The sequence below is a fragment of the 'Nostoc azollae' 0708 genome, assembly GCF_000196515.1.
GTDB classification, from domain to species: domain Bacteria; phylum Cyanobacteriota; class Cyanobacteriia; order Cyanobacteriales; family Nostocaceae; genus Trichormus_B; species Trichormus_B azollae.
In genome coordinates, this window is the sequence record NC_014248.1 from 296,876 (window position 1) to 311,374 (window position 14,499).

Annotated in this window: 15 protein-coding genes; 6 read left to right on the forward strand and 9 right to left on the reverse strand. The window is 40.2% G+C overall.

Features of this window, described 5'->3' with window-relative positions:
- Positions 1 to 26 precede the first annotated feature (26 nt).
- Positions 27 to 515: a globin family protein gene (locus AAZO_RS01400; protein WP_013189901.1), complete on the reverse strand. Its 489-nt coding sequence runs from the start codon at positions 513 to 515 to the stop codon at positions 27 to 29.
- A 61-nt stretch (positions 516 to 576) separates the two neighbouring features.
- Complete coding sequence (locus AAZO_RS01405; RefSeq protein ID WP_013189902.1) at positions 577 to 1,095, reverse strand: globin family protein; 519 nt, start codon at positions 1,093 to 1,095, stop codon at positions 577 to 579.
- A 344-nt stretch (positions 1,096 to 1,439) separates the two neighbouring features.
- Here AAZO_RS01405 and AAZO_RS01410 point away from each other — a divergent pair, with 344 nt between their 5' ends.
- Positions 1,440 to 2,132: a response regulator transcription factor gene (locus AAZO_RS01410; protein WP_013189903.1), complete on the forward strand. Its 693-nt coding sequence runs from the start codon at positions 1,440 to 1,442 to the stop codon at positions 2,130 to 2,132.
- Positions 2,133 to 2,183: 51 nt separating this feature from the next.
- Here AAZO_RS01410 and ispG read toward each other — a convergent pair whose 3' ends face one another.
- The 3 genes from ispG to AAZO_RS01425 form a co-directional block, all read right to left on the reverse strand.
- Positions 2,184 to 3,407: a (E)-4-hydroxy-3-methylbut-2-enyl-diphosphate synthase gene (ispG, locus tag AAZO_RS01415; RefSeq protein ID WP_013189904.1), complete on the reverse strand. Its 1,224-nt coding sequence runs from the start codon at positions 3,405 to 3,407 to the stop codon at positions 2,184 to 2,186.
- A gap of 181 nt (positions 3,408 to 3,588) precedes the next feature.
- Positions 3,589 to 4,017, reverse strand: coding sequence for a PIN domain-containing protein (locus AAZO_RS01420; protein ID WP_266887610.1), 429 nt, complete (start codon positions 4,015 to 4,017; stop codon positions 3,589 to 3,591).
- 29 nt (positions 4,018 to 4,046) lie between these two features.
- Positions 4,047 to 4,277 (reverse strand): hypothetical protein, encoded by a 231-nt coding sequence (locus AAZO_RS01425; protein ID WP_013189906.1) that lies wholly within the window; start codon positions 4,275 to 4,277, stop codon positions 4,047 to 4,049.
- A 1,047-nt stretch (positions 4,278 to 5,324) separates the two neighbouring features.
- On the opposite strand from AAZO_RS01425, the gene AAZO_RS43180 reads away from it, so the two are divergent.
- The 3 genes from AAZO_RS43180 (at position 5,325) to AAZO_RS01435 (ending at position 7,235) form a co-directional block, all read left to right on the forward strand.
- Positions 5,325 to 5,552: a hypothetical protein gene (locus AAZO_RS43180; RefSeq protein WP_420807040.1), complete on the forward strand. Its 228-nt coding sequence runs from the start codon at positions 5,325 to 5,327 to the stop codon at positions 5,550 to 5,552.
- Positions 5,542 to 5,706: a hypothetical protein gene (locus AAZO_RS43185; protein WP_187289572.1), complete on the forward strand. Its 165-nt coding sequence runs from the start codon at positions 5,542 to 5,544 to the stop codon at positions 5,704 to 5,706. Before AAZO_RS43180 ends, AAZO_RS43185 begins: the two co-directional genes overlap by 11 nt.
- Positions 5,707 to 6,197: 491 nt before the next feature.
- Positions 6,198 to 7,235 carry a cysteine hydrolase family protein gene (locus AAZO_RS01435; protein ID WP_013189908.1) on the forward strand — a complete coding sequence of 346 codons (1,038 nt, stop codon included), beginning with the start codon at positions 6,198 to 6,200 and terminating at the stop codon, positions 7,233 to 7,235.
- Positions 7,236 to 7,266: 31 nt separating this feature from the next.
- Here AAZO_RS01435 and AAZO_RS01440 read toward each other — a convergent pair whose 3' ends face one another.
- A complete protein-coding gene (locus tag AAZO_RS01440) occupies positions 7,267 to 8,151 on the reverse strand; it encodes a LysM peptidoglycan-binding domain-containing M23 family metallopeptidase (RefSeq protein WP_013189909.1) in 885 nt (294 codons plus the stop codon).
- 294 nt (positions 8,152 to 8,445) lie between these two features.
- On the opposite strand from AAZO_RS01440, the gene AAZO_RS01445 reads away from it, so the two are divergent.
- Complete coding sequence (locus AAZO_RS01445) at positions 8,446 to 9,651, forward strand: HhoA/HhoB/HtrA family serine endopeptidase (RefSeq protein WP_013189910.1); 1,206 nt, start codon at positions 8,446 to 8,448, stop codon at positions 9,649 to 9,651.
- A 40-nt stretch (positions 9,652 to 9,691) separates the two neighbouring features.
- Here the strand turns inward: AAZO_RS01445 and AAZO_RS01450 are convergent, their stop codons facing one another.
- The 3 genes from AAZO_RS01450 to ispD all read right to left on the reverse strand — a co-directional run bounded on the left by AAZO_RS01450 (position 9,692) and on the right by ispD (position 11,470).
- Entirely contained in the window at positions 9,692 to 10,036 is a 345-nt protein-coding gene (locus AAZO_RS01450; protein ID WP_013189911.1) for a DUF760 domain-containing protein, read from the reverse strand.
- Between the two features lie 153 nt (positions 10,037 to 10,189).
- Entirely contained in the window at positions 10,190 to 10,765 is a 576-nt protein-coding gene (gene scpB, locus AAZO_RS01455) for an SMC-Scp complex subunit ScpB (protein ID WP_013189912.1), read from the reverse strand.
- A 24-nt stretch (positions 10,766 to 10,789) separates the two neighbouring features.
- Positions 10,790 to 11,470, reverse strand: a complete 681-nt coding sequence (ispD, locus tag AAZO_RS01460) for a 2-C-methyl-D-erythritol 4-phosphate cytidylyltransferase (protein ID WP_013189913.1) — start codon at positions 11,468 to 11,470, stop codon at positions 10,790 to 10,792.
- A gap of 416 nt (positions 11,471 to 11,886) precedes the next feature.
- On the opposite strand from ispD, the gene pabB reads away from it, so the two are divergent.
- Positions 11,887 to 14,082: an aminodeoxychorismate synthase component I gene (pabB, locus tag AAZO_RS01465; RefSeq protein ID WP_013189914.1), complete on the forward strand. Its 2,196-nt coding sequence runs from the start codon at positions 11,887 to 11,889 to the stop codon at positions 14,080 to 14,082.
- The last annotated feature ends 417 nt before the right edge of the window (positions 14,083 to 14,499 follow it).

Sequence of the window (14,499 nt, forward strand, 5' to 3'; positions counted from 1 at the left end):
TTTCCCCTTTAAATTATTGCTAATTTTTAGCTCAAGGCGTTGATGGCGTAGTTCAGGTAAATATTGGCTTCTCCAGCCACATCACCTGATAGACCATTGTTGTCACGGACAAATTCCAACGCTGCTACATACCAGCTTGGAGATAAGCCCAAGGCTGCATTAAGTTCTTTAACTCCAGCAATTACATATTCGTCTAGTGGGCCTGTGCCACCAACGACGCAGCAATAGCTGATGGTGCGGAGGTAATGGCTAATATCGCGGACACACTTAGATTTGCCTTCGGGAGTGGAAGCGTATTGAGAACCCTGCATCTGGGTGGTGTAAGGGAACTTCTGATAAACATGATTAGCTGCTGCTTCTGCCCATTTCTGACCATTTTGGTTGAAAGCTCTGGCAGCTTCTAGTCCAGCTTTAGCACGGCTGAAACGACCAAATACAGCTTGCATTTCAGTGTTGCTCAGGTAAGCACCACGAGTATCAGCAGCAGCAATAGCCTCGGTTAACGGGGTTTTCATAGTTAAAATTTCTCCCTAAATATGTGTCAATGATCAAAAATGAATTCAAAATCTTATGCTTTTAAGCAACTGCTGCTGCTGCCCGATCAAAGTAAGTAGCCAGTTCTGATATTAAGCTGCTGCAATCTCCACGGCTAATGCCACTGTTGTCATTAGCAATAGTGATCGCTGCATCTTTCATTTTGCCAATCCCGGAAGCCACGGTAGCACCTGGTGTTCCTAATGCTTGGTACGTTTCGCGCAAACCGTTCAAGCAGCGATCGTCCATTACACTGGTATCACCAGATAAGATGGAATAAGTGACGTAACGAAGAATAAAGCCTAAATCACGAATACAAGCTGCTTGATTGCGGTGATGGAAACAAGCACCACCAGGTCCAAATACCTTGGGTTGTTCAGCAACTAAGGCCCGATAAGCATTAGCTGTAATTGTTGAGGCGTTGCTGGTTAGACGGTTTACTATATCTAACCGTTTATTACTGTCCCCAACTAATGCACACAAAGCATTAATTTGGTCATCGTTCAAGTATGAGCCTTGGCGATCGCTCTGTTCAACCACTCTAGAAAAAGCATCAAGCATCTTCAATTTCTCCTAAACTGTTAGGTTTTGGCTGGGTTTTGGTATCGGAGTATTATCTTGACCCGCCTTACTTTAGAAGAGTAATTGGTTAGTTGTAAATAAATTGGTAAGAGATTTGTAAAAAATTCGGAAAGATTAGTAGAACCACGGCAATCTTTACAGATGTTAATGCAAATTGTAAAGAAGTTTTGCAAAAACGAAAGAAGTATTTGGATTTTTTAAGCAACAAAAAGAATTGCATCTTTTGCGGTTTTTGAATTAAAATTCCCTATTTCGCCCGCTCATAAACATAGCTCTTTTCCTGTAAGCTATAATTAGAATTTGTTATCTAATCATCTAGTCTGATGAGGATTCTGCTAATTGAAGACGATATTCGTTTGGCTGAAACGCTGGCAGAAGCTCTAACTGACCAGCTTTATGTTGTTGACATCGCCACAGATGGAGAATCCGCTTGGAATTGTACCAAAGCACTAGACTATGACTTGCTGTTGTTGGACCTAATGCTACCGGAAATTGATGGTATAACTCTGTGTCATCGGTTGCGATCGCATGGCTATCAAAAACCTGTCCTCATGCTCACTGCCTGTGATACAATCAGCGACAAAATTTCTGGACTAGATGCCGGCGCAGACGACTACATTATTAAACCCGTTGATTTGGGAGAATTATTTGCTCGCATTCGGGCTTTATTACGTCGAGGTAATACAATCTCTCCTCCTGTTTTAGAGTGGGGCAATCTTCAACTTAATCCTAGTACCTACGAAGTAACCTATAACCATACCCCTCTTCATATCACACCCAAAGAATACAGTCTTCTGGAACTACTACTGCGGAATGGTCGCCGACTCCTGAGTCGCAGCGTCATCATCGACCATATTTGGAGAACCGATACATGTCCAGATGAACACACCGTGAAAGTTCATCTCAGAAGTGTACGTCAGAAGTTAAAAGCTGCTGGTGCGCCTGAAGATTTTATTGAAACAATACACGGTATGGGCTATCGTCTCAAATCACTAGACCTCTTGCAAAAGTCCTAATTTTCACATTCAGCAAGAGGTCTACTTGGGTACGGCTTGGGATTTTACACCTTAAGGTTCTACCCAACGTCCATCAGCCTTAATCAAATTAATCAGTTCTTCCACACCCAGATTTTCTGGGACTTTTTTAATTTCTTCCCTGCCACGATATAAAGAAATGTAACTGGGAGTTTTGCCAACATAACCATAGTCAGCATCTGCCATTTCTCCAGGGCCATTGACAATACAACCCATGACAGCAATATCTAAACCTGTTAGATGTTTAGTAGCTTCTCTAACTGTGTGCAGCACTTCTTCTAAATTAAACAAAGTTCTTCCACAGGAAGGACAAGCCACATACTCAACCATCGTTTTCCGCAAACCTAAAGCTTGCAGAATGCTGTAACACACAGGAATTTCTTTTTCTGGTGCTTCAGTTAAAGACACGCGGATTGTATCACCCAAACCATCAGCTAATAATGTGGCAATTCCCGCTGTAGACTTAATTCTGCCATATTCCCCATCACCTGCTTCTGTCACACCCAGATGTAAAGGATAATCCATCCCTAAATCATCCATGCGCTTGGCCATCAACCGATATGCAGCCACCATCACAGGAACTCGTGAGGCTTTCATGGAAATAACGATGTTGCGAAAATCGAAAGATTCACAAATACGGATGAATTCTAAAGCCGATTCTACCATCCCTTCCGGGGTGTCACCATAGGTAAATAGCATTCTTTCAGCTAAGGAACCATGATTAACACCGATCCGCATAGCTTTACCTTGATCACGTAGAGAAATTACTAAGGGAGCTAAGGTTTCGCGGATTTTTTCGCCAATTTCGTCAAATTCAACTTTTGTATATTCGGTGCGGCTGGTATTTGGTTTTTCAAATACATATAAACCCGGATTAATACGGACTTTTTCAATGTGTTTAGCGACTTCCATGGCAATTTTCATGCCATTGTGATGGACATCGGCAACAATGGGGACATCGCGGTAGGTTTTGATTAATTTTGGCTTAATTTCCGCCAAGGCTTTAGCGTGTCCTAGACTGGGAACTGTAACGCGAACAATTTCGCAGCCTATTTCATGGAGACGACGAATACCCGCCACAGAACCGTCAATATCCAGTGTATCTTCGTTAATCATTGACTGTACCACCACTGGGTAGCCTCCCCCAATGGTGACATCTCCCACCTTTACAGCACGGGTTTTGCGCCGTTTGATGGTGGTATCAAAAACAGGTTGACTAGTAGTGTTGGTAGTTTCAAGGGGTTGTATGGTTTGCATAGCTTCAACATGTAGATTTTCTGTAGCTAAAATATCAGATTACAAGGGGTTCTGCTTCTCAGATTGCTACAGTTGAGGTGTTTTGGGGTGATGGAGTGGGAAAGTTAGAAAATTGGTGATACTAATGACCAGTGTTCACGTAGAGTTGAGAAGAATGGCAATTAAACTTAATCTTTTCCATCTAGTGACTGAGAAAAACATTTGATTTCAACCTTCGGAGATGTCTAATTGTTCCAATAGCTGACGAACCGACAATACAGGCACTGTTTGTTGAACTTAAAAAACCCTGCCTGTCGCGTGTCAAGATTGCTTCTAATCCTTGAGTAACAGCACAGGCAATTTGAATTACATCTTCAAAATCACCGATTCCAGATGCGAACGCCCACTCCAAAATAGTTCGATTGACGGGGCAAACCATCATAACCGTCAATGTTTCTAAAACTGCCTGTCGTGCTTGTTCAATACTCCGAGTATGTCTTCGGGCAATGTAGAAAATGTCTGTGAGGGTAGTTGCTGTAACATAGCCAATGATGCGACCAGAATCAATTGCTTGAAATAACTCTTCTGCATCTTGTCGAAATGGCTCTCGGTGCAAAAGAAAATCCAGCATAACAATAATATTATTATCAATCAAGACTTTCAATGAAGATACCTCTCCACCAGTCGCTCTTCTAACATTGCCTCGACTTCTTCATCTGTTGGTGCTGGCTGGTCTGTTTTTAACAAACCTCGCATTCGTCCAATTGCATTAGATTTATCAGGCTGGAGGCTGGATATAGCTTGGAGAGATTCAATAATGAGGCTTACCAGTGAAAGGCGATCACTCACAGAGAGTTTGTAAACCTGCTCCTTAAGTTCTTGTAACAGCATAGGCTAACTCCGGAAAACCGACGTATGTAACCTCAATAATATCTTTTATAAATGTGAATTAGGATATATTATATTGGGTATTCAGTCCGACTTCAAACATCAAAAAATACCTGGAAATTTCACCAAGTTTGCCGAATGTCAGATATAATGGAATTTGGGTAAGCTATGGAAACATTTATGACAGAAGTAAAAAGACTGCTTTCTATTGAAGGTGGCGTTATTCGTGGTGTAATGGCTGCTGACATTTTAGTACAGATAGAAGATGCATGAATTCAATTTGACTAAAAAATTCACCTCCAAGGCTCTACAGTCTTAATGGCATAATTATTAAAAGTGGAAAATTAGTTGATCAATACCAAAAAAATATTGTAAAGATTCAGGTGGTGGGGTATTGACAAGTGTGATAGGTGAGGCAGAATATAGCAGTCATGAAAAAGAAGCTAGGACCAAAACTAGACAGAGAGATATTGAAGCAGTTGGGAACACCGCAACTGGTAGAAATCATTATTGACTAGGCGAAAAGTATAGAGAAGCTAACAAATAGAGTAGTAGAACTGGAAAAAGAAATAGAGAAACTCAAAGTCAGTAGAGATTTAGAGACCATAAGATTATCCAAAGCACCCTTGGGAGACATCCTCAAAAAAACCGAGAACAAACAACAAGAGAAACCACGAAGAGAAGCAGACACGAAAACGGAAACCAGGAGGACAACCAGGGCATAGGGGAAAAAGGAGAAAGGTGTTTAGTGGAGTAGATAGAATAGATTTGAGATAGTGGGACGGCAAGTGTGTGGATGGTGAGGTCAGGGGCAATTCTTTGGCGAACCAATAAAAATCCAAACACAACAAGTAGGGGAGTTGGTGGACAGTCCAATCCAAATAGTAGAATATGAAAGATATACGTGGATTTGCAGTGTGTGTGGGGCAACACAAAGGGCACACACACTGGTCACCAGAGATAGTACTGGGACAAAATATAGGAATCACAGGACAAGCTTTTTTGGGATGGATCAATAACTAGGGCTATTGACCCTATGAAAAACAACACTTGTTGTTGTGGGAACTGGGTCAAATAGAAATTGGACTGGGAACATTAGTAGGTACCAATGAAGGAATAGATGGTCCAGTGGCTCAAAGTATTCATAGCCTCAAACAGTGGATAAAACAAACCCAGCCTCATATCCTTGGGGATGAAACACCCTGGGTACTCAAAGGGGTGAAACAATGGTTATGGATTTTTGCCAATAGTGACTTCCCTTTATTTCATGGGTCCTGATACTCCTTGTCCTGGCGAATTAGAATCCATTGTGGGTTCAAGTTACTCTGGTGTACTCAGTTCTGATGACTTTACTGCCTATAACGATTATGCGGTCACAGCTCAACAGAAATGTCAGGCACATCTACCCTACCCCGTTACTTCAAGACACTAATCAAGATTCCTGGCTTCAATCACCAGGAAATTGGCACAAAATTCATGGACCTCATAGATGAAGGTTTTAAAAACTACCCTTTATTCCAACAAACCCAAAACCTTCATGAATTCTTGACTTGCCCATCCTAGTTTCAACCAAAAGTTGAATCTTCCATTCATTCATTGATCAAGCCCCAGGGGAACCTGGTAAACTTTTACCTTCCTTAGGCAATAGACCTTGATCATAATTTAGCTGAACTAAGGTTAGGTTTAGGAGTGACACAACGAAAGGTCTGTGGTGGTTCTCTTTCTCTGGAGCTCTTCTAACATACTGCCAATTTATTGACGGTTATACAAACTTGTCGCCGTCAAGCACTTTCTCTAATTGAGTTTTTTGACCAACCTATGAAAGCCATGGATCACTCTGCTTTCCATACACCTTCTTTCATCCCTCTACCTTAGACCTGAATCCTTACAAAATATTTAAATAAAATCAAGGTATATTTGAACATGAGTATTCCAATAACCACCCAACTGCCCATTCCCCCACACTTTAACCCTGCAAAAGTCGGTGAAGTATACCGCTTACCTTACCAAGAACGCGCAACCGAAGCGGAAGTATGGACAAAACAACATAATATCCCACCAGCATCAACAGATAAAGCCCGTGTTTGTCTATTATTAATTGATGTCCAAAACACTTTTTGTATTCCTAATTTTGAATTATATGTAGGTGGACAAACAGGAACAGGTGCAGTTGATAATAATAAAAAATTATGTGAATTTATTTATTGCAATTTGGGAGTAATTACAAAAATTATCCCCACCCTCGACACTCACACAGCTATGCAAATATTCCATCCTATTTTTTGGATAAATACAGATGGAGAACATCCTACACCAGCAGCAACCAATATTACACCCGCAGATATTGAAGCAGGTATTTGGCAACTTAACCCAGCAGTGGCTAATAGTGTGACTAATGGTGATTATGAATCATTGAAAGAACAGGCTTTTCATTACGTTAAACAACTCAGTCAAGATGGGAAATACCCGCTAACAGTTTGGCCTTATCATTCTATGTTAGGAGGAATTGGTCATGCTTTGGTTTCATCTGTTGAAGAAGCCATATTTTTTCATAGTATCGCTCGTCAAAGTCAAACCCAATTTGAACTAAAAGGGGAAAACCCTTTAACAGAAAATTATTCTGTTTTACGTCCAGAAGTATTATTAGGATTTGATCAAAAGCCAATTGCTAAAAAAAACACAAATTTAATAAAACAACTTTTAGAATTTGATATTGTAATTATTGGCGGACAAGCTAAAAGTCACTGTGTGTCTTGGACAATTGACCATTTATTAACAGAAATTCAACAGGTAGATAGCACCCTAACAAATAAAATCTATCTACTCCAAGATTGCACCTCAGCTGTTGTTGTTCCGGGAGTAGTTGACTACACGGAACAAGCTAATGCCACTTTCGCTAGATTTGCAGCAGCAGGAATGCATATTATTAACTCTACCGAACTGGTAATGGGTAATTGGTAATTGGTGAAATATTTTCCTAGTCCCTAGTCCCTCATTTCAAATACTCTTTTGGATCTTTTGCAGTCCAACCAAGGGATTCATTAGCACGAATTTCAAAATGTAGGTGTGGTTCTCTAGAAGTTGGTTGGCCTGTAGCACCGACTGTTCCTAATATGTCACCTTGTTTTACTGCTTGTCCCAGGGTAACTTGAATAGTTTCCAGTTGAGCATAACGAGTTTGCAGTCCACCTGCGTGGTTAATAATGACTAATTTGCCATAACTAGCCTGGTATTTAGCAAAGACTACAATACCTGGTGTGATCGCTTGCACAGGAGTACCCACTGGTGCTACCAAATCTACACCACTATGAAAAAAAACTTTACTTGATGTTGGTTCAATTTGCCACCCATAAGGTAAGGCTACGGTTGTACTTCTTGGTAAAGGATATCCAAATATGGTTGCAGATCGTGCAGTTTGTCCAAGGGATGCAGTAATTATTCTATTAGGTGTTTTTGTTAATTCTGGAACAACTGGAACAAAAACAACTCTGGCATTTTGTTGACAACCATTAATTTCAAACAAAGTATCTGGACGCACTTTGTACTTTGTAGCTATTTGTCGCCAAATTTGATCACCAGTTACTGCTACTACAATTCCATCGAAGGGGGGTATTTGCAATTGGGTACCAGCTGCGAGCATTCTGTTATTAACAGATGGATTCATACCAGCAATTGTTGTGGGCTGGAGATTGTAACGCTGGGCTATACTCTCTAAAGTTTCACCACGAACTACTTGATAGCGTTGAATACGGGATAAAGTAGGAGTTGGACAACTTGGTACAGCAGCATTAGCATTTTGGGTTGGTGACAATGTGGCTAGTAGCCCCAAAACACTCATTAAGCTATATAAAAACAGTGGTCTATAGGAAAAAGTCATGACAAAAAGTTCCCAACTCGCTAATTCTAGATTTTATATGCGGAATCTTAAAGATAGGGTAATCTTTTTGCTTGATTGGATGTGATTCCATGAATAGTATTACTACTCACTTTGTCAAAAAAGAAAGTTATGAATTGGGTTGAGGAATTTACCTCTTCCTCTCTTCACCGAGAAGCATTGTCATGAATTGTATTCAATTTCTGTAAATTAATTTGTTCACTTATGATTTAGTTAACTACACTTAGAAATTAGTAACTGTCTTTCTGTGAGCGCAATTATTCTTAATTAATTAATATGAAGTTATCTGTGAAGCAACTAGTCGTTTACTTGTTTTTAGTAGCTGTTGGTGGAGGTGGAGGTGTATTTGGCAGTCGCTATTTTTTGCCCCAGCATCACTCATTTCAAGAGTTAGAAAATGTCACAGTGGCTTTACCTCCAGAAGCAGTTGTTCCCTATCCTATTGATGGAGCAACTAACTCTACTAAGAGTGATAATGTCAACTTTATTGCTACTGCTGTACAAAAAGTAGGATCGGCAGTTGTACGAATTAATGCTACTCGTAAAGTAGCAAATCCAATTTTTGGCGCATTTGACAACTCTATGTTAAAGCGTTTTTTTGGGGAAGATGAAGAACCAATTCCTTCGGAACGAATTGAGCGTGGTACAGGATCGGGGTTCATTTTAAGCGCCAATGGTCAGTTACTAACGAATGCTCATGTAGTAGATAATACTGATACCGTACAAGTTACGCTCAAGGACGGGCGAACTTTTGATGGTAAGGTGGTAGGAATTGATACTATAACCGACGTCGCAGTGGTCAAAATTGCCGCTGATAATTTACCGACGGTGAAATTAGGGAATTCGCAAAACTTAATTCCTGGACAGTGGGCAATCGCTATTGGTAATCCTTTAGGTTTAGATAATACTGTTACTATTGGTATCATTAGCGCCACCGACCGTACTAGTGCCCAAGTTGGTGTTCCTGATAAGCGGGTAAGTTTTATCCAAACCGATGCAGCAATAAACCCTGGTAACTCTGGCGGCCCTCTCTTAAACACCCAAGGAGAAGTTATTGGCATTAATACCGCCATCCGCACCGACGCTCAAGGACTTGGTTTTGCTATTCCCATTGAAACTGCTGCCCGCATAGCTCATGAGTTATTTACCAAAGGAAAAGCAGAACACCCCTTTTCAGGAATTGAAATGGCAGAGCTTTCACCTGCCAAAAAACAAGAATTGAATCAAAAAAAGCAACTCAACATTCAGCTTGATGTCAGTTTTGCCATTAAAGGAATTGTGGCAAATTCCCCAGCACAAAAGGCTGGTTTACTCATAGGCGATGTGATTCAAAAAATCAATGGCAAACCAATTAAAAGTTTAGCCCAAGCACAGAAAATTATTGAGTTTAGTACAGTCGGTGACATTCTGACAATTGAAGTCCACCGCAACGGCAAAACTCAAATCTTCAAAATACGCTCAGGAACTTACCCTCACAAATAGTTAAAAGTACAGGCTCGGCTGCTGACGTTTGTACTCTTGACTATTGATTAGATAAATGATCTAATTGCATCCTTTGTTCCATCTGGCGTAGAAAGTACCCGGTCATCATTGCTGATGCTAACAGCCCAGCTAAGTTATCCCGATCTGTTGTAATTTGGACGTTAAAACTTTCTGCTGGTAGCATTCCTACTAGTCCTTGGACATTCTGGGAAATGATTTGCTTAATTTCTGGGGTGACAGACTGAGCTACACGGGCTAGAACTTCGGGAGACTGGTGCTGTAAATATTTAAGTAGTTGATTCGGGTGTTCCCCAAAGTGTTCGTTCAGAAGCTGATTAGTGTGTTCCTCAGAGTTGTTGTTCAAAAAGTCAGGATCAAACACCATTGGCAATTTTTTTTAGCTTAGTTGCTAATTCTACTCTAAACCATAGTACAAGCCTAGCGCATTTATCAGTTATCAGTTATCAGTTATCAGTTATCAGTTATCAGTTATCAGTTATCAGTTATCAGTTATCAGTTATCAGTTGTCAGTGGTTATTCACTCCATCTTCTCTGTAACCTCTACGCTGTGTACTGATTCTCTTTGAATATTTAATTTTAGTTCTAGCTGTTGTTCCTTTTCATCTCTGGGAAACACTTGGGGGAGTTGATCGATTTGAAAATATTGGTGAAATTTCGGTGTCACTTGTAATGAATATGAACGGGAATCGCTGTCTCGACGTTTGCGAACAAAACCTAATTCCACCAGTTTAGGAACGTGCTGGTATACTCCTGAACCACGTAAATTAATCAAATCGCTTTGGAGTATGGGATTGTGGAGAGCGATCGCAGCTAATGTCCGCAAAGGTCCTACTGCCAATTCTACAGGTATCAAAGTTTGCACCAAGTCATGAAAATCTGACCTCAGTTGCAAGCTATAACCATTTTCGGTTTCTACGACTTCGAGGGCGCTATCTCGACGGGCATAATTATCCATAAGTTCAATTATGCTTTCTTCCACTGTCGGGCGATCGCACCCAGCATACTCAGCAATTTCACTCAAAGACAAGGGTTTACCCTTTAAATAAAGAATTGCTTCTATTTTGATTCCTATAGCTATATTTTTCTTGGACATATTGAGACACCTGTCACTTATCACCTATTCCCTGTGACTAAGGATAAATTGACCGATCACTAAATCTTGAGGAGTTGTCACTTTCAAATTTGTTTCCTCTCCTGGCACTATGCGTACTTTAATCCCGCATTTTTCAAACAAAGCTGCATCATCTGTCACTTCCCATCCTTGTCGCACACCCTCAGCATGACATTGTTTCAACAACTTAACATCAAATCCCTGGGGAGTTTGAGCCGCCCAAAGTTGTTCTCGATCTGGTGTACTTTGAATTATGCCACTTTCATCCACAACTTTGATGGTGTCTTTCACAGGTATAGCAGCAATTAACCCAGGACAATGAAGAATAGCTTCCGCACAAGCATTGAGCAAATTCGGTGTAGCTATACACCGCGCCCCATCATGAATTAATACTTGTTTCGCAGCGTCTGGTAACGCCAACAAGCCATTATAAACCGACTCTTGGCGGGTGGCACCACCAGTAATTAATTCTACTGGTTTAGTGAGCTTTAAATCCGCTATAATGCCTTTAAAGTCTTCCCAGTCATGCGGTTGAGAAATAATCCCAATCCAACTAATAGAACTCGCAGCTTCCGCAGCTAACAAAGTCCAAGCAATCAGAGATTTTGAGTGTACTTGTAATAAAAGTTTATTCCGGTCAGCACCCATTCTTTTGCCACTACCTGCGGCAGGAATTAATAAATACACAACATTTCTCCATAATTGGCAATTGGGGATTAGTAATTTATACTCTACTGCTTTTTTTGGCGTTGCATAGTTGTCAATATTCACCTGTCAAAGTCCACAGATTGTTGTCCAAATGATTTTTTCTCTTGTCAAAAATCCGGGTTAGACCTGCTTGAAACAAGAGTGAGTTGCAGCGAAGCGATCACCTACGCAATTTAAGATCTAAGTTTACGTTCAAGGGATTGACAAGTCACTTATGCATCTAGTATCTTCCTAGCTGTATGGTTAAAGTTTTTTTATCCCATGTAAGTAAATCCTGTTTGTATAGTCGCGTATCTTACAGGAGGCAGGCTACATCCTTGGCGCTGGGAATCAATATTATATTGGCCGTTGTTTTTTTCAGACATTCTCATAAGAATATCTAATCAATAAAAAACATGCAAACATTAATTGTTGATAATTATGATTCTTATACCTTCAATTTGTATCAGATGATTGCTGAGGTAAATGGAAACTATCCCTTAGTAATTCGTAATAATGAAGTAACCTGGGATGAACTAAAAAAAATTGCCTTTGACAATATTGTGATTTCTCCTGGTCCAGGCCGCCCAGAAAAGTCGGAAGATTTTGGAGTTTGTCGGCAAATTATTGAAAATAATGTAGATGTTCCTTTATTGGGAGTATGTCTGGGACATCAAGGGATTGGCTACCTACATGGTGCTAAAGTGATTCATGCACCGGAAGTTAGGCACGGGAGAATAAGTAAAATTCATCACAATGAATCTGAATTATTCCAAGGTATTCCTAGTCCATTTTCTGTGGTGCGATATCACTCTTTGTTAGTTGCAGATGAATTACCTGAGTGTTTAGAAAAAATTGCTTGGACTGAAGACGGATTAGTAATGGGATTACGCCATCGGTATCTACCCTTTTGGGGTGTACAGTTTCATCCCGAATCTATTTGTACAGAATATGGAACAACATTATTAAACAATTTTAGAGATATCACGCTGCTATTTACAAAGAAATTATCAATAAGTTCAGAATCAAAATATTATTTTCCAGGATATCAGTCTCTTTATTCTTCTGTTGAGGACATGTACCAACAGGAAGAGAGGTTTGAACTTTATACCAGAAAGTTAGATATTTGCCCGAATACAGAACAGATATTTGTCCATTTATTTCAGGAAGAACCAAATAGCTTTTGGTTAGATAGTAGTCGAGTAGAACCGGGTCTGTCTCGCTTCTCATTTATGGGTGATGGCAAAGGGAAAAACAGTTTATTGGTGCGTTACCATACTCAAACTCAAGAACTGATCATCACACAATCAGATAAGGTCACGCGTCGCACCGAAAGTATTTTTGAATTTCTCAAACGGGAAATTGGACTCCGAAGTTGTCAAAGTGATGAGTTACCTTTTGATTTTAACTGCGGATTTGTGGGTTATTTTGGTTATGAACTCAATGCAGAGTGTGGAGCAAAATTGGTACATTCTTCACCATTACCAGATGCAATTTTTTTACTAGCTGATCGCATGATTGCTATAGATCACGAAGAACAGTGTCTTTATTTGCTGGAATTAGTCAAAACAGGACAAACACAACAGGCAGGAACTTGGTTTGATACGATCCAACAACAATTAAAAATTTTGAATCCTCTTCCTCCACTTGTAGCACAGGGAAATGGTGAACCAGTAAGGTTATATTTAAGTCGTTCTTACCAAAATTATATTAATGACATTCACCATTGTTTAGAGGAAATTCATGAAGGAGAAACTTATCAAGTTTGTTTGACTAATCAACTTCACGCTGATATCAGCCCTGATCCCTTGACATTTTACCGCCGATTACGTCAGATTAATCCTGCGCCATACTCTGCGTTTTTGCGGTTTGGAGAGATTGCGATCGCCTGTTCTTCTCCAGAACGATTTATGCAAATTGATCGCCAGGGGTGGGTGGAAACCAAGCCCATAAAAGGTACGCTACGACGAGGAGATAACCCCGAAGAAGATTTCATTTTACAGGAACGACTGCGAAACAGCGAAAAAGACCAGGCTGAAAATCTTATGATAGTCGATTTATTACGTAATGATTTAGGACGGGTTTGTGAAGTAGGTAGCGTTCATGTACCAAAATTAATGGATGTAGAAACCTATGCCACAGTGCATCAATTGGTAACAACTATCCGTGGACATTTGCCATCAAACCTCCAAGCCGTAGATTGTATTCATGCAGCATTTCCAGGGGGCTCGATGACAGGAGCACCCAAGATTAGAACCATGCAAATTATTGACAGACTCGAGCAAGAAGCACGGGGAGTATATTCAGGAGCAATCGGCTTTTTGGGATTGAATGGTGCAAGCGATTTGAACATAGTTATTCGCACTGCTATTTTCACTCCTGATGGAACTTCTATTGGTGTCGGTGGTGGTATTGTAGCACTTTCTGACCCAGAAATGGAATTTCAAGAAATACTACTAAAAGCTAAAGCCTTAATCCAGACTATGGTTATGACAATACACGGTAAATTTGAAGAAGACCTATATAGTATCTTAGGAGTAGAATCAAAAACTTCCCAGTGTTTTATGATGTTTTCCAATCTGATTTTGAAACCATACAATGGGTTCTTTTAATTGAGAATTTAGTGCTTACGGTTGCTGTACCTAGAGTGGGAAAATTAGGTGAGCCTATTGATAGCTGCCGTACCTGCAAACAACTTAGGTACTGCTTCGAGCTTAGTCACCTTATCTCGTTCTCTCGGTTTAGTTTCCGGGGTCGCCTTGACTAGTAGTTTTTTACCTATCCTATATTAATTACTAGACACGGCCGAAAATTTAGAAAGGAGTCTGTGTCTGGCTTTCCATAGTGTTAAGATTAGGAAAGAGCCAAGGAAAGAATCAGGGTTGGGAATAGTAACTGATAGTTCCTATCCATGAAGATGTTGATGACAAATTTATAACTGACCTCATATCCATAACATTTCCATAACATTTATGAAATGGGCAAAACTAATGAACCAATTCCTAATGTGACTAAACCACAAATAGTTA